Raw genomic sequence first — 26,414 nt, 5'->3', positions numbered from 1 at the left:
AAAATTGAAATATGAGGTATAATAATGACTGAAAAAAATGAGGATGGATCAGTAATAATAAGGGATATGACGGCTAATCCTGCACCTTTGGGACTTATAGCATTTGGACTGACAACAGTCCTGTTAAATTTTGCTAATGCAGGGTTTTTCCCCGTAAACAGTATGATATTAGCAATGGGAATAGCATATGGGGGAACAGCTCAAGTAATTGCATGTGCCATGGAATACAAAAAAGGCAATACATTTGCAACAGTTGCATTTGGTTCATTTGGACTTTTCTGGTGGTCTTTAGTGTTACTACTTATACTGCCAAAATTAGGTCTTGCAGATAAAACTGATCCAATGGCAATGGCCGCATACTTAATCATGTGGGGAATATTCACATTAGGAATGTTTGTTGGAACTTTAAAACTTAACCGTGGATTACAAGTCGTATTCGCGACATTGACAATACTGTTTTTCCTATTAGCCATAGGAGACATAACTGGAAGTTTAGCAATAAAAACTATCGCTGGTTATGAAGGAATATTAACAGGAGCCAGTGCAATATATGTTGGACTTGCAGAAGTTATAAACGAAGTCTACGGGCGAAAAGTTTTACCAATATAAAACTAAATTTAAATTTACTTATTTATTAATTCGTAAACCGCCTCTACGTCTCTAATAAATGGTATTAATGCCATCTAATGAACTCAACTTGATTTTATTAAATGGAGTGAAGATGGTCTATAAATTTTTAGTTTTAAATTAGATAATTAAACATTTATATTAAACCCTAAATCAACTTCATTAGCAGGTTTTCCACCTCTAATTCCCCAATTTTCTAAAGGAGGTTCTATTAAGATTATTACTATGTCATCTCCATCAATACCTGGATTTTTGGCTAAGTTATCAACAATTGCTTTATAAAGATCCTTTTTAGCACTCATAGTTCTACCCTTAAACATTGTAATCTCAATTAAGGTTACATTATCTGTTTTATTAGGTGGAGATTCAAAGTTTTCATTATTCAGTTCATAGAGCCTTTGAAACCGGTCATGATCAGGTATTTTAATTGATTTTACAAGTGCATCATGAACTCCATCAAGTATTGCTTTTTTATGTTCAGCTGATTTTCCTTTTCTAATTTCTATTTTAACCAATGGCATTTTTTATCTCTCTAATCATTGTTTTTCATTAACAATATGCTTAGCAAGCCTTTTAGCCAAAGCAATAATAGTAAGTACAGGTGGCGCACCTGGAGCTTCAGGAAATACGCTTGCATCAGCTACATAAAGAGATTCAATCTCTGTTTGAAGGTTTTTATCCACTACATCTCCAATTGCGGCCGTTCCACCAGGATGAGCTCCTCTTGCATGAGTAGATACAAGTGTTTTTGGATCTACTCCAGCTTCAACTAATATAGAACCTGCAATTGCTGAGCCTTCCGCTAAAAGAGCAACATCTTCTGCAGTATTGAATTTAATTACCTCGTTTTGAGTGACTCTGCCAGAAGGTTCGTCTTTTATCTTGATCATCAATCCTAAAACATCTTTTTTTCGAGCTTTAAATTTTTGAAGTTTATTTACTAAAACTTCTGAAAAATGAGGACCTATAATAAAATCATCGAATTTTATAAGGGCGTTCATCGGTAATTCCTTATTAAACTTTATTTTTTTCAACATTCCGCCAACAGTAACAAATGTATCTACAAAAAGGTTTTCTCCGGCATTTATACCTATTTTTTGCAGTAATCGTGGTGTTTCTATTGCACCAGCCGATATAACTACAATATCTGCCTCAAATATTTTATCTTCGCTTTTTACGCCTTTAACTTCTCCACCCGAAACGATTATATTTGTAACAGGAGTATTTTCTACAATATTTGCACCATATTTCTCTGCTTCTTCTATAAATTCCATACTGGTCCATTTTGCATCATTTGAACATCCAAATGCACATTTACCGCATGGTTTGCATAAACTTGGATCTATGAACTTTGGCATTTTTTCAATTTCAAAACCAAGGGATTTAGCAGATTCCATTATTTTTTTTGTCCCATCTCCAAAATGAGAGTCCGGAAGTGTTTTTACACATAATTCTGCGTCTATTTCATCAAATTCACTACTTAAATCGATTCCTAGATTTTTAAAAAGTTCTTCACATGTTCTAACCGCATTTCCTACTGTTACAAGCGTAGTACCACCAACACAGACAGTTTGTGATACCTCAGTTCCCACATTTAATATATTATAATGTGTATATGCTTTCTTAATGTGAGTAATAGGGCCTTTTTCGATTACTGTGACTGAAATTCCAGATTTAGCAAGTTCCTTTGCAACAGTTCCTCCTCCTGCACCTGATCCAACAATTATTGCTTTCATTTAAAAACCTCATAAATAATTAAGATCGATTTTTATTTATAATTCCTTTTTAAAGTTCTACTTGGTCTTTTATTTTTAGAGTTTTTGGAGTTCATTCTATTGCGGGTATGATATTTTGTTTTATTTGATTTTTTAGGTTCCTTTTTTAAGATTTTTTGAGCTATTTTTCCCCCAATCAATCCAAATAAAACACATATAATCATAAATAAAATAAATGCTAGCATTAAATTAAATATACCATTTAATTGCAACGATATCGTCTGAGAACTCGATAAACTGTTAAGAGTATATGGAAGGGAAGGCATAAAAAAACCAAATATAAAAACCATGAATCCTAATATGCCTCCTGCAACTCCGCCCACTTTATAGCTTCTCTCCGTGGATACAGTTAAATAAGTGGCAAGAAATCCTACTATGATTACAGAATATGCTCCGCTTATTCCAAGAATGTACAACAGGATATATCCCAGTATAACGTTTATTATGATTGCACTATTTGCACTAAATCTATCCATATTATTTACATCCTTAAAATTGACTAATATCATTATTCTTTAGCTGGTTTATATCTATTTCGCATGATTTAGGAAAATTCCATAAATAATGTCATTTATTTTCATTTTATGAGTATTTCTATTTTAAAATATTATTTATATTTTTAAGTAAATTTTTAGGCTTACCAAAAAATATATATAAACTGTATGTTAAGTATAATACATAGTGAGATTAGGTGAACCTAAATGTCTGGAAAAGAACTAAGCGAAAATGTGGAAGAATACCTTGAAGTGATATACAAACTTAGCCCTAAGGGAAAAATGGTTACAACTTCCCAGATTTCAGAAAAATTAGAAATTGCACCAGCAAGTGTTACCCAAATGCTAAAAAAACTATCAAAAAAAGGTTATGTAACATATTCACCCTACAAAGGTGCAGTATTAACAGAGGAAGGTCTTAAAATAGCAAAAAAAGTAACTAGAAAACATAGATTACTTGAAAGGTTTTTATGTGATGTTTTAAAAATCAAAAAACATAAAATCCATGAACAAGCATGTGAAATGGAACATTCTTTATCTGATGATGCTGAAAGAGCATTATGTCATCTTTTAGAGCATCCCAATAAATGTCCAGGCGATAGCGTAATTCCGGAATGTGACTTAAAATTTACAAGCTGTGAAGAATGCCTAAAACGAAAAGAAGATGATATAGAAGAAGTTGGAAAACGAAATGAAAACTTAATTCCAATACTTGAACTTAAAAAAGATAAAAAAGGCAAAGTAAGCTTTATACGCGGCGATTATAAGATAATTAGAAGGCTTTTAGACATGGGAATCACCATGGGTGCTATTATAAATGTAATTAAAGTAGCTCCTCTGGGAGGCCCTGTAGAAGTTGCAGTTAGAGGATCTAAACTTGCAATTGGACATGATATAGCATCAAACGTTTTTGTTGAAGCTATTGATGAAGAGAGGTGCTGATTTTGGTTGAATCCCCTGATAATTCCTCTAGAATATTATGGGATGGTAAAAAACATAAGTATAAGCAAGAACATGGAAAAAATAAATCTCGTAATCATTTAACTATTGCACTTGCGGGAAATGCCAATGTAGGTAAAAGTGTTATTTTTAATGAACTTACAGGCTCAAATCAAATTGTGGGAAACTGGCCAGGTAAAACAATTGAAAGAGCAGAGGGAAAATTATGTTTTGAAGGTTATGATATTGATGTCATTGATTTACCTGGAATTTACTCTTTTTCAACGTTTTCAATGGAAGAAATTGTATCAAGAGAATACATAGCCTTTGAAAAACCAGATATTGTAATCAATGTCGTGGATGCAGCCGTATTAGAAAGAAATCTTTTCTTTACCATGCAATTAAAGGAAATGGAAGTCCCATTAATCGTTTGTGTTAATCAAATTGATATAGCAAAACAAAAAGGAATTGTTATTGACACTGAAAAGTTACAAGCAGCACTGGGAGTTCCAGTAATATCCACCGTAGCTGTTAGAGGGGAAGGCCTACATAAACTAATGGAAACAGCTACTACTTTTGCTTCAAGTAAACCCAAAGAATCTATAATAGAATACGGTGCTGAGGTAGAAAACAGAATATCTAAATTAAAAAATCTAATTGAATCAAAAAAAATAGATTTAGGGTATCCTCATAGATGGATTGCAATTAAATTACTTGAAAACGACCCTGAAATAAAAAAAATGGTTGAAAAGAAATCAGAAGAAGTAATACGGACATCTTATAATCTTGCAAGGGAAATTGAGGAAATTCATAATGAACCGTCTTTTTCTGTAATTGCATCAGAGCGATATGCTATTTCTAATATCATAGCTGGTGGTGCACAGGTTCAAAAAGATATTAAAATTTCATTTTCAGAGAGACTGGATAAATTAGCAACAGATAGAGTCTTTGGTTATGTAATAGCCGCCCTGGTAATAGGTGGATTGCTCATGTGGACATTTGTTGTTGGAAATTTCTTTTCAAGCTTACTTACACAAGCATTTGGATTTTTTCAACCAGTAGATCCACAAATAAGTGGCGCATTAGTCAGTATATTATGGAATGGAGCCGTAGGGGGTTTAGTTGCAGGTATAACTCTTATAATACCCTTTGTGATTCCCTTTTATTTAATGCTTAGCGCTATTGAAAATTCAGGAATTTTAACCAGAGTAGCATTTATGATGGATAGTGCAATGCACAAGATAGGTCTTCATGGAAAAGCATTAATCCCTCTAATTTTAGGCTATGGATGTAATGTGCCTGCAATTGATAGTACCAGAATACTTGAAACACGAAGAGAACGTTTACTTGCAGCTTTTGCCATTACATTTGCTCCATGTGCTGCTAGAACTATTGTAATTCTTGGTTTAGTGGCAGTTTTTGTAAGCGTATGGTGGGCCATCGCCCTTTATGTAATAGACCTATTACTCATATTTTTATTAGGTAAAATTGCTTTAAAATTAGTTCCGGGAGAAACTACAGGATTAATAATGGAAATGCATACATTTAAAGTTCCTACAATTTCAGTAATTGCTAAACAAACATGGGTCCGGACTAAATCATTAATATACCTTGTACTGCCAATTTATATATTTGGGACAGCATTTGTACAGGCACTTTATATTTTAGGCGTATTAACTCCTATAAGCAATTTTTTAGCACCTTTAACTGTAGGCTGGCTTGGACTTCCTGTAATTGCAGGTGTACTCTTAATTTTCGGTGCAATAAGAAAAGAATTCATATTGCTGATGTTAGTAGCATTTTTTGGTACAAATTTAGCTTTAGTTTTAAGTCCAGTTCAATTTATAGTCCTTGCCCTTGTAGCAATGCTTTATTTACCTTGTGCTTCCTCAATAGCAGTTTTAGCTAAAGAATTTGGATGGAAATCTGCAGGAATGATTACTTTAGCAAATTTTGTTACAGCAATACTAATTGGAGGAATCGCTTTTAGAATACTTACACCCCTATTCAATTGAGCTTGAAATCGATAGATTATTTTAGTAAGAACTACCAAGTTAATGATATAATACATTTATCTTTTGGATTTAAACGGAGGATAATATGGGATTTTTTGATAGTCTTTCCAAACCGGATTTAGAAAAAATGGAAAGAGAAAGAAATGTAAAAGGAATTATCAAAGCTTTAAAACACAAAGACAAAAACATAAGGATAGAAGCTGAAAGAGCTTTAGGTAATATAAAAGATAATGCTGCAGTTAAGCCACTTATCGTTGCATTGAATGATAAAAATAGTGATATTCGTTGTAATGCCGCGTCAGCTCTTGGTAAAATTCCCGACGAGAGGTCTATAAAACCTTTAATACAATCTTTAATGGATGAAAAATGGTATGTAAGATCTCATGCTGCAACTGCTCTTGGAGGATTAAATGATGAAAGAGCAGTAGTGCCATTGATTATGGCATTAAAGGATAAAAAAATTCGAAACGAAGCCGCATTAGCACTTGGAAAGATTGGAGATAAAAAAGCAGTTCAACCATTGATAGAATTGCTCCAAGACGATGACTTTATTTTTAGAAGCCATGTAGAAGAGGCTTTAGGAATAATAGGTGATGAAGACGCTGTTGAACCTTTAATTGAAGCATTGAAAAATGATGATGTCAGCGTTAGAAAACACGCAGCAGGTGCTCTGGGAAAAATTGGAAGTAGGAAAGCTATTGAACCATTAAAAGAAGCTTTAAAGGATAAAAGATGGTATGTAAGATTGCAGATTGATGAAGCATTAAAGGAAATAGAATCCAGAGGAAAAAAATAAACTAAATAATAATATAAATCTTTTTTAAGTTACACTAATCTTTTTTAATAGGTAGGCTAAAATAAAAAGTTGTTCCGACATTTGGCTTTGATTCTACCCAAATTCTGCCATTATACATTTCAATAATCTTTTTAGAGGTAACGAGATCAACAAATGATCCTTCATATAATTTATGTGTAGTTAAATATTGGAATTGTGAAAAAATTTCTTCAGTGTACTGCAGATCAACTAAAATTCTATTTAAATTAATTGAAATTAGATATTCGCCATTTTTAAGGTCTTCAATAGACGAAATATGGATTTTAGAAGGTTTAGTTCCATCTTGAGATTTAATAGCAGAGGTAATCAGATTCTTAAATACCATACTAATTTGTTTATTATTGGCAATAACAGTTGGAAGGTTTTCCATGGTGATTTTGACATTATTTTTATTAATTAAATAGTTTAAATCTATTAAAACAGTTTTAAAGACTTTTTTTAGATCCACAGACTCAAATTCTTCTTTTTCTGCTGAAATTTGTGAGTATTCAAATAAATCATGAACCATATGTTGAATTTGAGCGCTTGTATCAACAATGTAATCTATTAATTCTTCACCATCTTCGTCAAATTTTCCTTTATATTGCTGCTTTAAAAGCTGTGAAAAATTTGCTAACGCCTTAAGAGGTTCTTGAAGATCATGAGAAGTTATATAAGCAAAACGTTCCAGTTCTTCATTAGAATGGCTTAACTTTTCTAAAAGTTCATTTAATTCATTTTCTGACTTTTTACGTTCTTTAATATCACGTATAATTGCAAGAGCAACATTTTTTCCTTTCATTTTAAAAAGATGGTTGCTTACTTCAACAGGTATCCTTTTTCCATCTTTAGCTACATGAATCATTTCAAATGTGGAATGACCTTTTGTCCATAAGTCTACAGCATATTTTACTATTTCTTTCTTTTTTTCATCAGCAACAATATCTTGGGGCTCCATATTTAAAAATTCATCATAAGAATAACCTAATCTTTTTATTCCAACATCGTTAACCTCTATATATCTTCCTGGAAGTCCATTTTTGTTTAGTTCAGCTAATGTAATCATATCATTGGCTTTATTGAAAATCTCCCGGAATTTTTCTTCACTTTCTTTTATGGCTTCTTCAGCTTTTTTTCGTTCAGTTATATCACGAGAGATTGCAAGACAAACTTCACGTCCTTTATATTGAATAAGATGATTATTAACTTCAACTTGTATTCTTTCACCAGTTTTAGTTAGGTGCACTATTTCAAAAGTGTTGTGACATTTTTCAATTAGCACTGCTGCGTTTTTTGGTATTTCAGGTCTTTTTTCAGGGGCAACTATGTCTGAAGGACTCATATTCAGTAGTTCTTCCCGGGTATAACCTAATCTTTCACTAGCCACGTCATTTACTTCCATGAATTTTCCAGGCAGACTATCATCATTCATCAGATTTAGGGAGATCATGTCGTTGGCTTTTTGGAAGATTATGCTTAGCTTCTCTTCACTTTCCTTGAGTAAATTTTCTGCTTTTTTACGTTCAGTGATGTCCTGTGTGATTCCTGCCATTTTTACAGGATTTTCATCCCCGTCACAGATTAACTCTGCTTGTTCGTGAATAATACGTTCTTCTCCATTAGGTAAAATAATCCTATGATCAATATCATACGGTTTTCCTTTTAAAGCATCTTTAAATGAGTTATCAAGAAAATCACGGTCATCAGGATGAATAATTTTATTTATCAAAATATCGTAGGTTATTTCCAGTTTTTGAAAATTAATTTCAGAATCAACAGAATTCAAATTATACCCAAAAATATGGTATATTTCATCACTAAACCACAATTTATTGGTTTTTAAATTTAACTCCCAATTTCCAATTTGTGCAATTTCTTGGGCTTTAATCAACTTCTTTTCAATTTCAAGTAGTTCTTTTGTTTTTTCTTGAACTTTTAAATCGAGAATATCACGTTCGTCATTTAATTTTTTTTCTAATGTTTTACGTTCTGTTATATCAATACCTAATGTAACATAAAGGTCATCACCTACGGTAAATAATGTGGTGAGGTAATATTTATCTAATGGAGGAAAATATGTTTCAAATTTTTTTCCTTTACCTATTTCAGGATTATTTTGTACTAATTTAAAATAATTATCAACAAATTCAGGCCCATATATCAAGCTGGCCCTTTGATCAATAACTTTTTCACGTGGAAGGTTTAAACTGCTTATATAAGCTTGATTAACATCTATAATGATCATATCTTTGGGGTTACCCTGATCATCTTTTATTATCTGAAAAATAGCCATTATTTCTTGCATATTATTAAAAATGTTGTAATATGCACTTTCATCCAAGGAAAATGAGTTATTTTCTTTTGTATTTATTGTAAGTCCACCTACTTTTTTTATATGCTTTTTAATTTTTTAAATTAATATTTAAATTAAAGTAGATATCTAAATTTATATTTGTATTATCATACTATTTATAGTATGCCATTATCCTCTACTTAAATAATAATTTAATTTTTTTACTTCGAAAAATTAAAATATAGCTTTTAATATAGTTAAAGTAGAAATAAATGTTAATTTCTGATTTAAAAAGAAGAAATAGGTGTTTTAATGATATTTACAAAAACAATTTATATAGAAACTGAAAAAAAAGGAGATATAATCAATTTAACTCATAAAATTGAAAGTATTGTGCAAGAATCAAAAATAAATGATGGAATCGTACATGTGTTTGCACCCCATGCAACAGCTGTTTTCGCGTTAACAGAACTTGAAAGTAACTTAAGGGAAGATATAAAAAAATTACTAGAGGATGTGGCTCCAGAAGTAGGATGGAAACATGGTGCAAATGCATTTTCTCATTTAAGATCAATGCTTCTTCCTCCAGATAAGACATTACCTGTACGTAATGGAAGAGTTATTAGGGGAACATGGCAAGACCTATTTTTTATAGAAGCTGATACATCAGGTAGATTAAGGAAAATAGAACTCACAATTATAGGTGAATAAAAAAAAGGATGCTTTATAAATGAAATGCAATATATTATGTAATAGATTAAATGGGGGCGTATTATGGACAATGAGGAATTAATAAGAATTTTAAACAAAGATTTTCTAAGAGAACTTGAAGCAACTATGATTTATGTTAGAAATTCATTTATTATGGAGCCATGTGACCCAAGCAGAGTAACAGAAGCTATTTCAATTGATGAAATGAGACATATGTGGTGGCTTGCAGAATTAATAATAAATAGAGGCGGTAAACCTACTATGGAACATAAAGAACTTGATTTTGGTGGAGATGATCTAAAAAGTCAGCTTGAAAGACAAATCGAACTTGAAACTGAAGGTATAGAAACTTATAAGGAACAAATAGAAGCGGTTGATGATGAAGAAGTTGTAGGTGTCTTAAAACATATACTGGATGAAGAAAAAAGACATCGGAAAGAATTCAGGATGCGTCTTGAAAAGCTGGATTAAATCATTTTAAGGGGATTTAATGAACAAAATAAAGTCAACCATTGGTTTTGTAGGCACAGATTCTGTAATTCTTAAAGACCATAATGCATTTGAAAAAGGAGATTTAGTGTTAGTAATATCTGCAGATAACTTTGATGAATTATTAAGTGGAATGATGGAAATTAAAGATAATATTAATATAAGTAAAAGCTGGATAGATGAAATAAAAGAGATAAAAGCAAATAATTTCAAAAAAAAATCTTAAAGCTGCTAATAACTAAATAAAGATTAAATTTGTTGATTTTAACATTTTTTACTGTTTATTTGTTTTTTACAAGGGATAAAAATACACCGATGAAACTTAAAAATGCAAATATGGCAAATATTATTTTAGAACTTTCTAAAAATAGCCTATTATTTCCTCCAGCAATATCTGTATTTCCAAAAAGAAGTGCAAGTACCAGCATGGTTATGCCCATCCCAAACATCTGCCCCATGACCCTCATAGTGGATAAAGTTGCAGATGCCACCCCATATTGTTTTTCTTCAATAGAACTGATTACAGCATTAGTATTTGGAGAAGAAAATAATGCAAACCCAATACCTATCAAAATAAGCCCTAAAACAATGACCCCTACACTTGTATTTTCATTAATAACAGAAAAAGTTATTAAACCTAATGATGCAATTCCCATTCCGACTGAAGCAACTTTTTCAGGTGCCATTTTATCTGATAGGTTTCCTGCAAATGGTGAAAAGACAGTCATACATATTGGTTGAACTGAAAGAATTAAACCAGCATCCTGCGGATTAAAATCTTTTATATATTGAAGATAAAGACTTAATAAAAAAATAATAGACATAGCTGAGCTGTAATTTATAAAAGCAGCAATATTATTTGAAGTAAATGATCTATTTTTAAATATGTTAATGTCAATAACTGGGCTTTCAATTCTTTTTTCCACCATTATAAATGTTAAAAATCCTATAAAACCTGCTAAAATAAGAATTCCGCCATAAATATCTGGAAGTATTGAAAATCCGTACATAATCAGGATTAATGTAATCCCTAAAATAATAGATCCAATTATATCAAATTTCTCTCCCTTAGCATATGCCCATTCACCTTTTAGCCTTAAAACTGAAATTATAGATATTACTCCAATAGGTACATTGAATAAAAAAATGCTTCTCCATCCAAAATACTGAGTTAAAATACCTCCCAGCACAGGCCCTAAGAATAAACCTAAAAATACACCTACGATGGTTATACCGAATGCTCTACCTCTTTCTTTTTCTGGAAAAACTGATGCAATAATTGCAAAAAGGTTACCAAAAATCATTGCGCTTCCTAGACCCTGAAAAATCCTGAGAATTATTAGCATTTCTCCTGAAACTGAGAATATAGATATAAATGACGCAATGGTAAATATAGTTATTCCATATGTAAAAATTCTTTTTCTACCCCATATATCAGCTATTCTACCAAATGGTACAAGGAATACAGCTAAAGACAGCAAGTAAGAAGTAGGAATCCAGCTTAATAATATGGCATTTATATGGAATTCACTGGCAATTGATGGTAAAGCTACATTTATAGAAGATCCTACAAATGGAGTTATAAAAGAAGCTATAACTGCTATAATTAAAGCATAATTTTTTTTAGAAGCAAATTGCATTAGATTACCTTTGAATATTATATAAAATTATTCAAAAAAAATTTAAAGAAAATATTCCTACAAAATCAAGGAATATAAATGCTTTTTTATTATATATATTAAATAAATTTGATAAATATTTTTTTAATAATGAATATAATTAAATATCCTAAGATAATGAAATCAAATAACATCAAAAACATAAGTTTTGGGGGAATTTAGAGCTTGATAGACTTTTCAATTCTTATTTTAGTTATTGTTCTTATTAGTGGACTTATTATTGTATGGCTTCTATGGACTTCAATTATAGGGGCAGGATTTGAACCCACTTCCAGAAGAATAGTTCAAAAAATGCTTGAAATGGCAGAAATAAGCTCAAAAGATATAGTATATGACCTTGGATCAGGTGATGGTCGAATAGTGATTGAAGCATCTAAGAAATATAATGCAAAGGCTGTAGGAATTGAAGCAGACCCATTACGTGTTATATTGTCTCGTTTAGTTATTGTATTTTCAAGAAATAGGCCTAAAATTATTTGGGGAAACTTTTTTACAGAAAAAATCAGTGAAGCAACCATAATAACCTTGTTTTTAGGACATAAAACCAATCAGAAGCTTAAAAGAAAACTCCAAGAAGAATTAAAACCAGGAACTTTTGTTGTATCTTACATATGGACTTTTAATGAATGGAATCCCGTTAAAATAGATAAAGAAGAAAAAGTATATTTGTACATTGTAGGTGAAGGCTATTAACAAAAATAGATAAAACTGATTTAATGTTGTGATAAAAATGGAACACATAAAAAAATTCTTCAAAAAGGATAAATTTGCAGAAAATTTAGGTATAAAATTAATTGAAGTTAAAGAAGGATACGCAAAATCAAAAATAGAAATTAATGAAAACCATTTAAATGGAATTGGAACAGCTCATGGTGGTGCTATATTCACACTAGCCGATTTTACATTTGCAGTTGCTGCTAATTCTTATGGGACTGTTACTGTAGCAATAAATGCCAATATATCTTTTATGAAAGCAGCGAAAACAGGTTATCTTATTGCAGAGGCAAAGGAAATAGCTAAAACTCCGAAACTTTCAACTTACACTATAAATGTAACTGATGAAAATGACAAATTGATTGCTATTTTCCAGGGAATGTCTTATACCAAGCGACATAAAATTAATTTAAAATGATTAAATAAAGACTAAATTAATAAATTAAATATAAAAAGCAATAATGGCCATAAAATATATTCAATATCTACTAAAGATGTTAATTTAGTTCTTATAGTCTTATTATTAGCAAATTTTGCTTTATTGATATAATAAAATCCATAAAAGTAGAAAATAATTAGTAAAGTAGACAAAAAGCTAATTTTTTGAATGCATACGCCAATGATTAAAGGAAAAAAAGCTATAAAATTTATTATATACAAAAGATTAATGACATTGCTTTTACCAAGCATAACGGGTAGTGTCTTTAATCGCTCTTTTTTATCAGCTTTTATGTCCTTTAAATCAAAAAATACAACATTTACCATGCCTTTTAGAAAAATAAATAGAAAAATAAGGAAATAACTTATGTTAATGTTTAATGAGTAATATAATGGAATAAGAAGCGTTACGAATAATGCCCATGATAAAACCGTATATATATTCTTAAAAATAGGGATTGTCTTAGTTATTTTTTTAAAAGTCGTTGAGTATAAGATGCCACCAAATGCAATTATTAAAATAAATATTATCAATAATAAATTAGTGTATTTAATTAACAGAACAGATAATATAATGACATAAAATCCTAAAATATAGGGATATACCTTTGATTTTTTCTTTAAATAGCTTGATCTTTCTAAATTAGTAATCATATCCTTATTTAAGTCCTTATAATAATCAAAACTGTATATTATTAAAGGGATTAAATAAGCAATTAATAGTATAGGCAAACTAATTTTAACATTCATAATTATTGAAACAGTTAAAATCAAAGAAGGAGCGCCTATTGCAGTTAAATATCCACCATATATTACTTCTTTTTTTAAATTTGATACGTATTTATATAATATATTATTTTTTGATATGTGATTATCCAATATATTACCATTTACCAAACTTAAAGTCATTATTATTCCTCTACATCTATATCCTACATTATTAATATTTGTTTTTTTTTATATATAATAGTTTTTAATGTATTAAAACCAAAAATAAGTAATAATACATTTTAAAAAGGTTTTTAAATCTTAATTATACGTTTAAGAATACAATAACTGTTTTAGAATTAATATAAAAAATAAAAAACTTTTAAATACAATATAATCCAAATATTATTATTTAATACTCAATAAGTTGGTGAATAAAACATTAGTATGTTACTTTTATCCAATAGATAATAATATATTTAATCTTATGATAAAAGGGAGAAAATTGAATGAATGTTTATGCACTCATATCTTTCATCGCATTTATTGTATGTTTCTTTTTAGGTAATTTCATTTATCATAAAAATCCCAAAAATCAGCTTAATATAATGATTTTGATATTATGTACACTTGTAGGGATTCTAGCCTTAGTAGAATTTGAGTATCGGCAGACAAATAGTTTTGAAACAGCTTATTTCTGGCTTAAGATAAGCGGTCTTTGGCCCCTTGTACCCGCTGTTTTACTGCATATATCTCTAATTTTTACAAAATCAAAGGTTTTAATGAGCAAATTTGTATATATTGCACTTTATTTACCTGCATTGATTATTTCTTATCTAGCAATAAATACTAATATGTTATTAAGTGGAATAATATTAGAATATTGGGGATGGACTTATGCTATTCCTTCAGATATGACTTTATATTATATTATGGCATTATGGACAGTTTCTGCAGTAGTTTTGGCAGGATTAATATGCTTATCATACTATTTAAAGTCAAAAAATCTAAAGAAAAAACAGGCCAAATATGTTTTTACAGGTCTTTATATGCCTCTTTTTATAAGTTTGATAAGTGATTTTATTTTACCTGGTGCATCAGTAAGAGTTCCAGAAATGACCATGACAATGATGACAGTAGGGATAGGTTTTATAAGTTATGGAATATGGAAATACCGATTTCCTGCACTTACTACAGCAATTGCAGCAGATAAAATTGTTTCTACAATGTCCAATTTTTTTATTTTACTTGATTATAAAAAAAATATAATAAATATCAATCAGTCCACTATAGACCTTTTAGGTTATAATAATTCAGAGCTAATAGGTAAGTCTATTAATTATATCTTTCCAGAAAAAACAGCAGAAAAAATTTTCAATAAAAAAGAGGAATTAAGAAGAGATGGATTCATAACCAATATAGAAACAGTTTTTAGGGCAAAAGATGGGAATTTAATCCCTGTATTTTTGTCAATATCTCTAATTTTAAGTGATGATTCTAAAATATTAGGAATTGTATGTATTGGAAGCGATATTATTGATATTCATCAGGCAAAAAATGAAATTAAAGCATCACTTCAAGAGAAAGAATTACTTTTAAGAGAGGTTCATCATCGAGTAAAAAATAACCTTCAGATAATTTCAAGTCTATTGAGCCTTCAATCAGGATATATCAAAGATGAAGATGACCTTGAACTTTTTAAAGACAGTCAAAGTAGAGTAAAATCCATGGCATTTATTCATGAGCAATTGTACAATTCGTCAGATTTTACAAGTATTGAGTTTTCAGAATATATTCAAAATCTGGTAACATATTTGCTCCATTATTACAATGTAGACCCTACATTTGTTAAATTGAAGATAAACGTTGAAAATGTTTCCCTTGATATTAATACAGCAATTCCCTGTGGTTTAATTATAAATGAACTTGTCTCCAATTCATTAAAACATGCTTTTCCCAGATTTAATAATGAATCTGTTGATTTATTTAGAGATAATGATAAGAAAGGTGAAGTATACTTAGATTTACATTCAGTTAATCAAAATAAATTTGTTTTAATTGTTAGTGATAATGGTATTGGGCTTCCTGAAGATTTTGACTTTGAAAATATTGATACTTTAGGATTACAATTAGTTAAAAGTTTATTAGGGCAGTTAGATGGAAGTATAAAGATTGATAGAATAAATGGAACAAAATTTGAGATAGTATTCAATAAGCTTGAATATAAAAAAAGGATGTAATGAGATAATTAGGATTAATATCCATTTTGATGCTTATTTTTAGCTTATTTATATATTATGTATAAAATAATAAACATAAAAAGTAAATCCGTGGATTTAAAGATATTTTGGAGATGATTAGATGAAAGCAGATGCAAAAAAAATTAAAGAGGGCATTTACTGGGTAGGAGTTTTAGATTGGGATTTAAGAAGTTACCATGGTTATACACTGACTGGAACAACCTATAATGCATATCTTATCTTTGGAAAAGATAAAACAGTATTAATTGATAACACATATCCTGGAACAGCTGCTAGTATGTGGGGAAGAATTGAGGATGCCTTTTCTAAAGAAGGAAAAGATTTGAAAATTGATTTTATTATTCAAAACCATATTGAAAAGGATCATAGTGGTGCTATAACAGAAATACATAAAAAATTCCCTGAAGCACCTATTTATTGCACACAAAAAGCATTAAATGGGCTTAAAAAGCATTATAATCTTGAAAATGCTAATTTTGAAGTTGTTAAAACTGGAGATGAGCTTGATATTTGCAATAAAAAATTTGTATTCCTTGAAGCGCCTTTGTTACACTGGCCTGACAGCATGTTTACATTACTTGTAGATGAGGGAATATTGTTTTCTAATGATGCATTCGGACAGCATTTATGCTTCAAAGAAAGGTTTGATAATGAAATCTCAGAATATGTCTTAATGGATGCTGCAAAAAAGTTCTATGCAAATTTATTAACTCCTTTATCTCCTTTGATACTTAAAAAATTTAAAGACGTTGAAGATCTGGGATTACTTGATAAAATTGAAATGATTGCCCCTTCACATGGCCAAATCTGGACAGATCCTATGAAAATTATAGGTGCTTACAGTAAATGGGCCACAGGTGAATGTAAAAACAAGGTAACTATTGTTTATGATACAATGCATGGGTCCACACAAAAAATGGCGCATGCATTTGCAGAAGGAATCATGAGCGAAGATTTTGATGTGTCCATGTACTTCCTTCATAATGATGAACGAAGTGAAATAGTAAAAGATATTTTAGACAGTAAAGCAATTTTATTGGGAGTACCAACCACGTTTAACGAGCCATTTCCAAGTATCGGGGATTTAATCTTTTATTTAAGAGGTTTAAGATTTGATAGAACTGGAAGTAAAAAATTAGCCATTACATTTGGTTCAATGGGATGGGCTGGTGGAGCAGTGAAAAAAATGGCAAATGAGCTTGAAAATTGTGGATTTGAGCTATTTGACCAATATCAATTAAATTATGTTCCAACTGGTGAAGAATTAGATAAATGCTACAAATTAGGTAAAAATATAGCTTCTGAAATTAAAAACAGATAATAGAAGAAGTTATATTCCTTTTTTTTATTTTTTAACTTTTATTTGGGGTATTACTGTATTCATCCTATTTTTGAAAGAATAAACGATGTGATAAACCCTAAAACTGTTATTAAACCTGCCATATTATGAGTTTCAGAAAAAGCCTCAGGAATCATAGTATCTACTAGCATAGCCAAAATTCCACCAGCTGCAAGTGCAAGGGTCAATGATATCACACTTGGAGGAAGATGACTAAATATTGAATATCCTGCAAGGGATGCAATAGCACTACTAATTGCAATGACAGACCAGAGAATAAAAATCGGACGAAACCCCCATCCTGCTTTCTTAAAACCTGCAGTACTTGATAATCCTTCAGGAATATTAGATATAAATATGGCAATAACTGTAGCTACACTTACTGCTCCTCCAGTAATCATTGTAAGCCCTATAGCAATTGATTCAGGAATTCCATCTATAACTGAACCTGCAGCAATAGCTAAACTGTTGCTATCATCTTCATCTGATCCTAATTGTTTTTGGGAACGTTTACGGTGTTTAGCTCCTTTCCGTGCGAGATAAACATTAATAACTGTAAATATTACTGCCCCCATTAAAAAACCTATAAGCATATTATAATATCCACCAAGCGTGAATGATTCTTCCATAAGCTCTAATGATATTGCAGAAAGCAGTACGCCGGCCCCAAAAGCCATTATACTTGCCACAATACGTGATGGTATTTTAAAAAGGTATGCAAACAGTGCTCCTATTAATAGGGCTGATCCTGCTATTAATCCCCACAATCCTGCCATAATCCATTCGGGTATCATAATATCACATAAATATTAAGTTATTTGATTATATTTGTTCTTAAGCACTATTTATAATTAATATCCTCATTTAAATTAGTATTGATTTTTTTATTAATATAATAAATTGTATTTAGATGAAAAGATATAAAATATATTAATAAGTGAATTGAAGGAAAAAATATGGAAGCTGATAACAAAATAGAAGCTGAAGTAATGAATATGCTTGATAAATATGTAAAAGCATATGAAAATAAGGATATTGAAGCATTAATGAACCTATTTGTTGATGATCCTAATTTAGTGGCCATTGGCACAGGCAAAGATGAATGGGTTGAGGGACATAAAAAACTTAAAACTGGATTTAAACGTGATTTTTCACAAGCTGAAAATATTGATATGGGATTTGAAAAAATCACCATTTCAAATTCTGGGAATGTTGCATGGGTTTCCTCATTAATGACTATGAACGCAGAAGTATCTGGTGGAGAAGTACTTCTTTGCGGACGCTTAAGTTTAATTCTCGAAAAAAAAGACAATAAATGGCTATTTACACATCTACACTTTTCAGTACCTGCAATAGAACAAGAAAAAGGGCGTTCATTTCCTGAATAAATATTCAATAACTTTATTAAACATCATAAAAATATATTGTCTCTAGATATCTCTTAGTCTGTTTTTTAAAATTTTTTGTTGTCTTTCAGCGCCGATTATACTTTTTCAAGATTCTAGTTTGATTTATTTTCCCTTATTTTATTAATTCTATTTATTCTGATTTTAAATTGAAAATAGTGATTTCAGGGGGACAGTTAATTCTAAACCAAAATATATTTGTTCCAAGACCTCGGTTTGTGTATTGGATCATGTCACCCACTTGATATTTACCAACAGGATATTTTAAAAAGTTAGGACCTCTAATAAATGTTCCAATACCTGGAATTATAAATTGGCCTCCATGAGAATGGCCTGAAATCTGTAAACTGAATCTTCCAGTTGTTGAACTTATATCTGCAAAGTCTGGTTCATGTGCAAGTAATATAGCTGGTCCAGATTCAGGTAATTTTTCTATTATTAGATCAAGACGATGTTTATTTAAAGTAACACTATCTACACCTGCAAAATGCAGATTGACACCATCACGTTTAACTGTGTATGTATCATTGCTTATATCAACTATTTTACTTTCTTTTAACACTTTACGGATTTTATCTGCCCCAAGCCAATGATCATGGTTTCCAAGAACGGCAAGAGATGCAATATTAGGTTTAAGGAGTGTTAAACAGTATTTAAGATCATTAATAATATTGTCAATATCATATGATACAAAATCTCCAGTAATAGCAATAATATCTGGATTTTCTTCATTAACAAGTTGCATAACGCCCTTTAAACGATCTTTAGACATCCATTGTCCTAAATGAATATCTGTAATTTGAGCGATTCTAAATCCGTCAAAAACATTGTCCATTCCATGAATATTAACATTTATGTTTACAACATCAAAATGGCCTGAATTAAATTGGTACAGCCCCATTTTTTCCATTGAATTGGACATTGTTTTTTGTAATTTTTGTCTTATTCTAAATTTTTTCAAATCTGAAGACTTTTTTTTCATTATTTAGATTTCTCCTCAATAACCATTGAAATTATCCAGTTATACGCTAATCTTCCAAAATACTAGTTAAATAGGCAGTCATTTCTATTTCTTCACGCGCTACGAAATCTGAAGGAACTAATTTTGCTTCTTTGCTTTTAAAAGGGAAGAATTCTTTATCAAAATAAGCAGTTAAATATAAAACTCCGGATTTATCTGTTATTTTTTCTTTAACTAATTCTTTTATTTTATTTGTTGTTTCTTTATCAATGTTAGTTATTTGATAAATAACATAATACTTCCCTAATTTTTTAGAAACCCCATAATCCGTAATTTTAACATGCACAGTTATACCTCATATTATATCTTTGATATATACTTTAAAGAATAATTATTTTGTTATATCTATTAGCTATTAGAGTTAATTGAGCCAATATCATAAATAACTATTTAGCAAGTTTGATTAGCTAAAAATAAGAAATATTTATTGATTTATACCTAACTATCACAAATTATTCAAATTTAAAATGGAATATCAAACTATTTCATCTAAAAAATCTTTAATTGCAAGTTCTGCTTTTTTAATTTCACTTGAACCTAAATGGCCTAATAAAGAATCATATAAAAAGATTTTGGAATTTTTTATTCCCTCAAAAAGAGGTATTGTATCTATGTCTGGAGGAAAATATTGATCTTGATTAATTCCAATAATTAGTGTTCTTGCTTTAATTTTAAACAAATCTTCACTTACATCAAAGGAAATAGCTGCTTCATTTCGCCATACAATATCATTAGCATCTGTTTTTAAGCCTTCTAATTTCATTTCATTCAATGATTCAATAATTTCATCATTTAAATTAGTTTTATAGTATGCTGGTGAAAATCCAAAGATATATAAAAGCATAGATGCATTTTGTGGCCCTATTTCTGGATTTATATCATATTTCCCATCTTTATAATTTGGATCTTCTGTAATAAACATATTCATTAGATTGAAGATTGCAAAATTCTGACCTTTTACATTAGAACTTGTTGTAATAGGTATGATGAAATCCATAAAGTTTGGGTAATTTACTGCCCATTGTATGGCCTGAAAACCGCCCATCGAAGTTCCAATAATTCCTTTTAGATGTTTGATTTTTAATTGATTTACGAGACAAAATTGTGCATTTACCATATCTATTATACCATATTTTGGAAATTTTGATCCTAAGCTGGAATTTGATGGTGAAGAAGATCCCGGTGACCCTAAAACTGTAGGACAGATAACAAAAAATTTATTTGTGTCAATAGCTTTCCCAGGACCTATAATATCCTCAATACGTTTAATTGAAGTATAATCTCCAGACCAGCCATGTAAATAAAGTACTCCGTTTATAATATTTCCTTTATTATCAGTTTGTTTATTGCCAAATATGGCATATTCGACTTTTAATTCAGATATAACATCACCAGATTCAAATTTAAAGTCATTAACTACATAATATTGTGGTTTTAACATAATAACTCCAATGTTTCTATTGATTATTTATGGGATTGTACATATTAAAATAAGCTAAGAAAGCTTTATAAAAGTTACTGCTTTTTATTTTATTTTTTCTAATTCTAAGTCCCAAATTTCACTATTTTCACTAATATAATCATTCATCAATGTTTTACATTCCTCTAAATCCAAATTAATCAATTCAACCCCATTTTCCCTTAAATAGTCCTCTGGTCCTTTTAATGTTTTGTTTTCTCCAATTACTACTTTTGGAATATTATATAGCAAAATGAGTCCAGAACACATGTCACATGGAGACAAAGTAGTGTAAAGTGTGCATTCTTTATAATCTACTCCTTTTAACCTTCCAGCATTTTCTATACAGTCCATTTCTCCATGCAATATCACAGAATTCTTCTGTAATAATTTATTATGTCCACGAGCAATAATTTCGTCATTTTTAACTAAAATTGCTCCGATAGGAATTCCCTGTTCTTTCAAACCTTTTTTTGCTTCTTCAATTGCTTTTTTCATGAACATATAATGTTTTTCCATCAGTAAATCACGCCCACCATTGCATACAATATGAGATCATTTCCAAATTTTGTTTATTTAAGTTTATTATTAAAATTTTAGGTTATCACTTACCATCTTGAATTTCTGTGTGATATTATTCACATTATTTTTTTTGATTGATATATGATTGTGAGGACTATGTTATACTATATATAATTTTATGATACTAAGGTGGATAAAATGGCAAGAGTAATAGTTGTAGCATCAGGAAAAGGCGGCGTAGGAAAAACAACAATAGCAGCAAACCTTGGAATAGCATTATCTGTTCATGGAGAAGATGTAATAGTGCTAGATCTTGATATAGCTATGGCAAATTTAGAATTAATCCTTGGTCTTGAAGATAAACCTGTAACTTTACAAGAAGTACTTGCAGGAAAAGATATTATACATAATGCAATATATGAAGGTCCGGGTGGTGTAAGAATTGTCCCTGCAGGACTTTCTTTATTTGGTTTAAAAGATATGAAACTTGAAAGACTTGAGGAAGTTTTAGAGGTACTTACTGAAGATATAGACATTCTTTTAATAGATGCTCCTGGCGGATTAGAAAGAGATGCTCTAGCAGCCCTAGAAGTTGCTAATGAACTAATTCTTGTTACAACCCCTGAAATTACTTCATTAAGCGATGCCCTAAAGACTAAAATAGTTGCAGAAAAGCTGGGAATCGATATACTGGGAGTAGTAATCAACAAAATGCGTACTGATAAAGCATTTTTAACAACTGATGAAATTGAAGTTATACTTAACCTACCTGTAATTTCAGTTATACCTGATGATCCTGAGCTTAACAAGGCATCTGCATCTGGAAACTCGATTTTTACTAGAAATCCAAATTCTAAAACTTCAAAAATATTAATGAATCTAAGTGCAACAGTAATTGGAGAATACACTTATGAAAATGACTTAACAAGTGAAGGAATTGTATCTAAGTTCTTCCAGAGTATTTACAGCAAATATGTAAATGTATACAAATCCTAAACATGTTTAGTGTTTTAAAAAAATAATTTTTTCTTCATTTATCTTCTTTTTTATTGACTAAAATAGGAATCACGTGGCCTTTTTTTAATGGATAGTTGAATACAAAAAGAAAGTTATAAATATCTTAATGTAATACTAAATAGTATAAGGTGGAATCTATGAAGAAACGTTTCATAAGTACTCTAATGCTTATACTTGCAATATTTAGGGGAATTCTTTTTAGAGTAAATAATGGATTTAAAAATAAAAAATAAAAATTTAATGAAAATATATGCAAACTTCGTTATAGTGATGTTTAACGAAGTAAAATAACATATTTTAGGAATTATTTCTAATTAAAAATCTCTTCTTTTTTATCATCTAAGTTTGAATATTTATTTTTTTCATTGGATAAAATTGAAAATAAAAAAAATTAATATATCCAAAAAAAACATAAAAATGTAAATTTTAATTAACAAAAAATTTAAACAGAAAATATTTCAAAAAAATTGTAAAACTAAGGAAAAATAATTAGTTACATATACATATAACCACTAATTTATTGCTGTTTTGTAAAAATTTGATATTTAAGTATAATATTTTCAAAAATCATGAAGATAACAATTAAATAGATATGTTATTATTGATTATATTAAATACAATTAATTTTATATAATAGTTTAAAATTATTTAAATAAAAGAAGTTATATTATTAGAAAATAGAATTAAATTTTGGTGATTATTATGACAGATAATGAACTTAAATCAATAGCTGTTAGAGCTTTTAACAATTTAAAAAGTGTTGAGATTGCAAAAAATCCTGACGCATCAACAGAACTGGAAATGGATGTTAAAGATATATTATTAGGTTTTGACTCTAAAGAATTCATGGCTAATGCTTTAGAAGTAATTTGTGAAAAAATGGATACTGGTAATGGCGAAGAATCAGAATTGCTTCCTGTTGTACTAACAAGAACCCCCTTCATGACTTCAAATGGTCAATGGTTTATTGAAATGGATGCTGATGATTTTAACATTTATTTTTCCCAATAAAAATAAAAAAAAATAAATAAAGTAATATTTTTCATTATAACCTATTTTTTTATATTATTTTTTAATTGTCACTTATTTTTATAAAATAAGCTTATTTATCTTCAATTTTTTTAATAATGGCTTGATGCATTCTCCTTATAAACTCAATTCTCTCTTCATACTTTAAAACATCCAGATAACATTGAGCAACTAAATTAAACGCAAAAGGTGAAGGTATATTAGTATTTATTTGTTTAATCTCAATTTGGCCACTTTCTATCATTTTTAAAACACGTTTAGTGTTTTTAACATCCATAAAATCTTCTATTACTTCCCTTCTTGCTTCTTTAAGTATAGAAAAATCTTGATCAAGTTCCCTAACAAACTTTAAAAGTATTTTGCCTTTAACCTGTTGACGGGAAACACTCTTTTCTTTTCCTTTATAACGTCTTAAAATCATTAAAGCTCTTCCAGCACAATGCCTAAACCTTCCAGCTAATGTTTCAGTTTTTTCAATAGCATTAATTAAAATTTCTTCAATATTATCTGAATTAAGATTGTTAAATGATTCTAAACCTCCAATTTTACCTTCAGAGCTTAAATAAAATCCATTATCTGATATTGATATCATAACATCTCTTTTATGTTTTTTGGCTATGATATATGCTACAGCGCGTGATAATGCATCGTTAACTCTTCTTCCAAAGCATGTGTGAAAAACAACAAATTTTCTGTTTCCAAATCCTGTATAATATTCTATTAAAATTTTTTTATTGCTTGGAATAATTGCATATAGATATTGCTCTTTAAAATATTCATAAATAGAGTTTGCAGCATTATAATCAACATAGAGAAACTCCTGGATAAAATCCATTATTTCTTCTTTGCTGCGTATAGCTTGGAATTTTCCTTCCATAATTGCTCTAAATCTCTGAATTTCAAGTGCAAGGTCAAAAGACAATGGTAATTGTTCAGAAAACCATGAAGGTATGCTTGGAGGGCCTGATGACAGTGTAACATTAATAGTCATGCCCTGTGCATAATTAAATCTGTAGATTTTTCCTCCAAGAACAAAAGTATCTCCTTTTTGGAGCTTCTCCATAAAATCCTCTTCTACATTCCCTACAACTTGTCCCGCACATTTAACTCGGGCTGATGATCTGTCTGGAATTGTTCCAATATTTGTCGAATAAAGCATTCTGGCCAGTTTTCCCCGTTTACCAAACATATTGGTTTCGTAATCTACCCAAATTTTTGCATAAACATATCTATCTTCTAGATCTGTGTATTCTCCTGCCAAATAACTTAATACACTTAGGTAATCATTAATTGATAAATTTCTATAACAATAACTCTTTTTAATTAAATCATATGCCATATCAATATCCCATTTAGTTTCAATAGCCATTCCATAGATTTGCTGGGATAAAACATCTAAACAGTTTTCTGGAATATTTATTTCGTCTATTTTGCCCTCAATAGCGTTTTTTAAGATTAAAGAGCATTCAACAAGATCATCTCGGTCTACAACAATAATTCTTCCCTTAGATTTTTCATGTAATTTATGTCCGCTTCGCCCTATACGCTGTAATGCCCTTGAAACTGATTTAGGAGAACTTAAAAGTATAACTAAATCAATATAACCTATATCTATTCCAAGTTCAAGAGAAGTTGATGAAACAACAACTTTTAATTGTCCATCTTTAAGTTTATCCTCAGTTTCAAGACGTAATTCCTTAGAAAGAGAAGAATGATGTGCCATTATATTTTCATCATCATACATATCTTTAAATCTTTTTTTTAGGTTAAATACAACACTTTCAGTACCACTACGTGTATTAGTAAAAATTAAAGTTGTTTTATGTGTCTGTATAAGTTCATTTAAAAGAGTATATGTATTTTTATTCATTTCATCAGGATCAGAACTTATAATATCCTCAACAGGACATAAAACTTTTATATCACGCTGTTTTAAATAATTTACTTCAACTATTTTACAACTTCTTACTTCACTATATTCATAACCAACAAGATATTTAGCTACCTTTTCAAGGGGTGAAACAGTTGCACTTAATCCTATTCTGGTGAAATTCCCAGCTAAGTTTTTTAATCTTTCTAAACTTAAGCTTAGATGAACTCCTCTTTTATTGTCGGCAAGAGAATGGATTTCATCAATTATAACATATCCAACATCCTTTAATTTTTCCCTAAATTTAGGTGCACAAAGAAGTATAGATAATGTTTCAGGAGTAGTAATCAAAATATGTGGAGGTTTTTTAAGCATTTTTGTCCGTTCATACTGACTAGTATCACCAGTTCGAACTGCCTTTCTAATTCCAAGATTTTTTCCAGCAATTTTTTCAATTTCAGATAATGGATGTTCAAGGTTCTTTTCAATATCATTATCAAGAGCTTTTAGGGGTGAAATATAAATGCAGTAGACCTTATCTTCCAATTTTCCCATATCTGAAAGCATTGCCAACTGGCTTATAATTGAAAGAAAAGCTGTTAATGTTTTTCCAGATCCTGTAGGGGATGAAATAAGTATATTGTTTCCTTTATGAATGTCCATTATTGCATATTTTTGAGATTCAGTAAAACTTTCAAAGTTACATTTAAACCATTTTTTAACCCACGGATGTAACAATTTATAAATTTCATTATCATCATAAAGTTTTTCTTGCCTTTCTATCATTTTTATCC

The 26,414-nt window shown here is 29.8% G+C and carries 26 protein-coding genes; 14 read left to right on the top strand and 12 right to left on the bottom strand.

Annotation, left to right across the window (positions count from 1 at the left end; translation table 11 throughout):
* The first annotated feature begins 24 nt into the window (after positions 1–24).
* Positions 25–609 carry an acetate uptake transporter gene (locus HZC47_07890; protein MBI5680796.1) on the top strand — a complete coding sequence of 195 codons (585 nt, stop codon included), beginning with the start codon at positions 25–27 and terminating at the stop codon, positions 607–609.
* A gap of 146 nt (positions 610–755) precedes the next feature.
* Here the strand turns inward: HZC47_07890 and HZC47_07885 are convergent, their stop codons facing one another.
* From HZC47_07885 to HZC47_07875, 3 genes are read right to left on the bottom strand one after another with little or no spacing between them, the layout of a single operon-like run.
* A complete protein-coding gene (locus HZC47_07885; GenBank protein MBI5680795.1) occupies positions 756–1,148 on the bottom strand; it encodes a tautomerase family protein in 393 nt (130 codons plus the stop codon).
* Positions 1,149–1,163: 15 nt separating this feature from the next.
* Positions 1,164–2,363 carry a GMC family oxidoreductase gene (locus HZC47_07880; GenBank protein ID MBI5680794.1) on the bottom strand — a complete coding sequence of 400 codons (1,200 nt, stop codon included), beginning with the start codon at positions 2,361–2,363 and terminating at the stop codon, positions 1,164–1,166.
* Positions 2,364–2,395: 32 nt separating this feature from the next.
* Positions 2,396–2,878: a hypothetical protein gene (locus HZC47_07875; protein ID MBI5680793.1), complete on the bottom strand. Its 483-nt coding sequence runs from the start codon at positions 2,876–2,878 to the stop codon at positions 2,396–2,398.
* A gap of 225 nt (positions 2,879–3,103) precedes the next feature.
* Here HZC47_07875 and HZC47_07870 point away from each other — a divergent pair, with 225 nt between their 5' ends.
* The 3 genes from HZC47_07870 to HZC47_07860 all read left to right on the top strand — a co-directional run bounded on the left by HZC47_07870 (position 3,104) and on the right by HZC47_07860 (position 6,646).
* Entirely contained in the window at positions 3,104–3,838 is a 735-nt protein-coding gene (locus tag HZC47_07870; GenBank protein MBI5680792.1) for a DtxR family transcriptional regulator, read from the top strand.
* A 2-nt stretch (positions 3,839–3,840) separates the two neighbouring features.
* Complete coding sequence (gene feoB, locus HZC47_07865; GenBank protein ID MBI5680791.1) at positions 3,841–5,850, top strand: ferrous iron transport protein B; 2,010 nt, start codon at positions 3,841–3,843, stop codon at positions 5,848–5,850.
* 85 nt (positions 5,851–5,935) lie between these two features.
* Complete coding sequence (locus HZC47_07860; protein MBI5680790.1) at positions 5,936–6,646, top strand: HEAT repeat domain-containing protein; 711 nt, start codon at positions 5,936–5,938, stop codon at positions 6,644–6,646.
* Positions 6,647–6,680: 34 nt separating this feature from the next.
* On the opposite strand, the gene HZC47_07855 is transcribed toward HZC47_07860, so the two are convergent.
* A complete protein-coding gene (locus tag HZC47_07855) occupies positions 6,681–9,005 on the bottom strand; it encodes a PAS domain S-box protein (protein MBI5680789.1) in 2,325 nt (774 codons plus the stop codon).
* A gap of 264 nt (positions 9,006–9,269) precedes the next feature.
* Here HZC47_07855 and HZC47_07850 point away from each other — a divergent pair, with 264 nt between their 5' ends.
* From HZC47_07850 to HZC47_07840, 3 genes are all read left to right on the top strand, one after another.
* Positions 9,270–9,668: a YjbQ family protein gene (locus tag HZC47_07850; protein MBI5680788.1), complete on the top strand. Its 399-nt coding sequence runs from the start codon at positions 9,270–9,272 to the stop codon at positions 9,666–9,668.
* Between the two features lie 63 nt (positions 9,669–9,731).
* Positions 9,732–10,139 carry a ferritin gene (locus HZC47_07845; GenBank protein MBI5680787.1) on the top strand — a complete coding sequence of 136 codons (408 nt, stop codon included), beginning with the start codon at positions 9,732–9,734 and terminating at the stop codon, positions 10,137–10,139.
* Between the two features lie 19 nt (positions 10,140–10,158).
* On the top strand, positions 10,159–10,383 hold the full coding sequence (locus tag HZC47_07840) for a hypothetical protein (protein ID MBI5680786.1): 225 nt from the start codon (positions 10,159–10,161) through the stop codon (positions 10,381–10,383).
* Between the two features lie 55 nt (positions 10,384–10,438).
* Here HZC47_07840 and HZC47_07835 read toward each other — a convergent pair whose 3' ends face one another.
* On the bottom strand, positions 10,439–11,797 hold the full coding sequence (locus HZC47_07835; protein ID MBI5680785.1) for an MFS transporter: 1,359 nt from the start codon (positions 11,795–11,797) through the stop codon (positions 10,439–10,441).
* A gap of 204 nt (positions 11,798–12,001) precedes the next feature.
* Between HZC47_07835 and HZC47_07830 the strand changes: the two genes are divergently transcribed.
* Positions 12,002–12,529, top strand: coding sequence for an SAM-dependent methyltransferase (locus HZC47_07830; protein MBI5680784.1), 528 nt, complete (start codon positions 12,002–12,004; stop codon positions 12,527–12,529).
* A gap of 37 nt (positions 12,530–12,566) precedes the next feature.
* Complete coding sequence (locus HZC47_07825; protein ID MBI5680783.1) at positions 12,567–12,968, top strand: hotdog fold thioesterase; 402 nt, start codon at positions 12,567–12,569, stop codon at positions 12,966–12,968.
* An 11-nt stretch (positions 12,969–12,979) separates the two neighbouring features.
* Here the strand turns inward: HZC47_07825 and HZC47_07820 are convergent, their stop codons facing one another.
* A complete protein-coding gene (locus HZC47_07820; GenBank protein MBI5680782.1) occupies positions 12,980–13,897 on the bottom strand; it encodes a UbiA family prenyltransferase in 918 nt (305 codons plus the stop codon).
* Positions 13,898–14,205: 308 nt separating this feature from the next.
* Between HZC47_07820 and HZC47_07815 the strand changes: the two genes are divergently transcribed.
* Both HZC47_07815 and HZC47_07810 read left to right on the top strand, forming a co-directional pair.
* The gene (locus tag HZC47_07815) at positions 14,206–15,936 is read left to right on the top strand and encodes a PAS domain S-box protein (GenBank protein MBI5680781.1); all 1,731 of its coding nucleotides are present in this window, start codon (positions 14,206–14,208) and stop codon (positions 15,934–15,936) included.
* A gap of 121 nt (positions 15,937–16,057) precedes the next feature.
* Positions 16,058–17,278 (top strand): FprA family A-type flavoprotein, encoded by a 1,221-nt coding sequence (locus HZC47_07810; protein ID MBI5680780.1) that lies wholly within the window; start codon positions 16,058–16,060, stop codon positions 17,276–17,278.
* 59 nt (positions 17,279–17,337) lie between these two features.
* Here the strand turns inward: HZC47_07810 and HZC47_07805 are convergent, their stop codons facing one another.
* On the bottom strand, positions 17,338–18,090 hold the full coding sequence (locus HZC47_07805) for a ZIP family zinc transporter (protein ID MBI5680779.1): 753 nt from the start codon (positions 18,088–18,090) through the stop codon (positions 17,338–17,340).
* 162 nt (positions 18,091–18,252) lie between these two features.
* Between HZC47_07805 and HZC47_07800 the strand changes: the two genes are divergently transcribed.
* Positions 18,253–18,684 (top strand): nuclear transport factor 2 family protein, encoded by a 432-nt coding sequence (locus HZC47_07800; GenBank protein MBI5680778.1) that lies wholly within the window; start codon positions 18,253–18,255, stop codon positions 18,682–18,684.
* A 151-nt stretch (positions 18,685–18,835) separates the two neighbouring features.
* On the opposite strand, the gene HZC47_07795 is transcribed toward HZC47_07800, so the two are convergent.
* The 4 genes from HZC47_07795 to HZC47_07780 form a co-directional block, all read right to left on the bottom strand.
* Positions 18,836–19,684 (bottom strand): metallophosphoesterase, encoded by an 849-nt coding sequence (locus HZC47_07795; protein ID MBI5680777.1) that lies wholly within the window; start codon positions 19,682–19,684, stop codon positions 18,836–18,838.
* Positions 19,685–19,730: 46 nt separating this feature from the next.
* Positions 19,731–20,009, bottom strand: coding sequence for a hypothetical protein (locus tag HZC47_07790; GenBank protein ID MBI5680776.1), 279 nt, complete (start codon positions 20,007–20,009; stop codon positions 19,731–19,733).
* 189 nt (positions 20,010–20,198) lie between these two features.
* Positions 20,199–21,164: an alpha/beta fold hydrolase gene (locus HZC47_07785; protein MBI5680775.1), complete on the bottom strand. Its 966-nt coding sequence runs from the start codon at positions 21,162–21,164 to the stop codon at positions 20,199–20,201.
* An 84-nt stretch (positions 21,165–21,248) separates the two neighbouring features.
* Positions 21,249–21,701, bottom strand: a complete 453-nt coding sequence (locus tag HZC47_07780; protein MBI5680774.1) for a nucleoside deaminase — start codon at positions 21,699–21,701, stop codon at positions 21,249–21,251.
* A 201-nt stretch (positions 21,702–21,902) separates the two neighbouring features.
* Between HZC47_07780 and HZC47_07775 the strand changes: the two genes are divergently transcribed.
* A complete protein-coding gene (locus HZC47_07775) occupies positions 21,903–22,700 on the top strand; it encodes a P-loop NTPase (GenBank protein MBI5680773.1) in 798 nt (265 codons plus the stop codon).
* A gap of 723 nt (positions 22,701–23,423) precedes the next feature.
* Positions 23,424–23,732 (top strand): hypothetical protein, encoded by a 309-nt coding sequence (locus tag HZC47_07770; GenBank protein ID MBI5680772.1) that lies wholly within the window; start codon positions 23,424–23,426, stop codon positions 23,730–23,732.
* Positions 23,733–23,823: 91 nt separating this feature from the next.
* Here HZC47_07770 and HZC47_07765 read toward each other — a convergent pair whose 3' ends face one another.
* Complete coding sequence (locus HZC47_07765) at positions 23,824–26,406, bottom strand: ATP-dependent helicase (GenBank protein ID MBI5680771.1); 2,583 nt, start codon at positions 26,404–26,406, stop codon at positions 23,824–23,826.
* Between the last annotated feature and the right edge of the window lie 8 nt (positions 26,407–26,414).

It is taken from the genome of Methanobacterium sp., assembly GCA_016222945.1.
Taxonomy (GTDB): domain Archaea; phylum Methanobacteriota; class Methanobacteria; order Methanobacteriales; family Methanobacteriaceae; genus Methanobacterium_D.
This window is presented reverse-complemented; position numbering and strand designations above follow the sequence as displayed.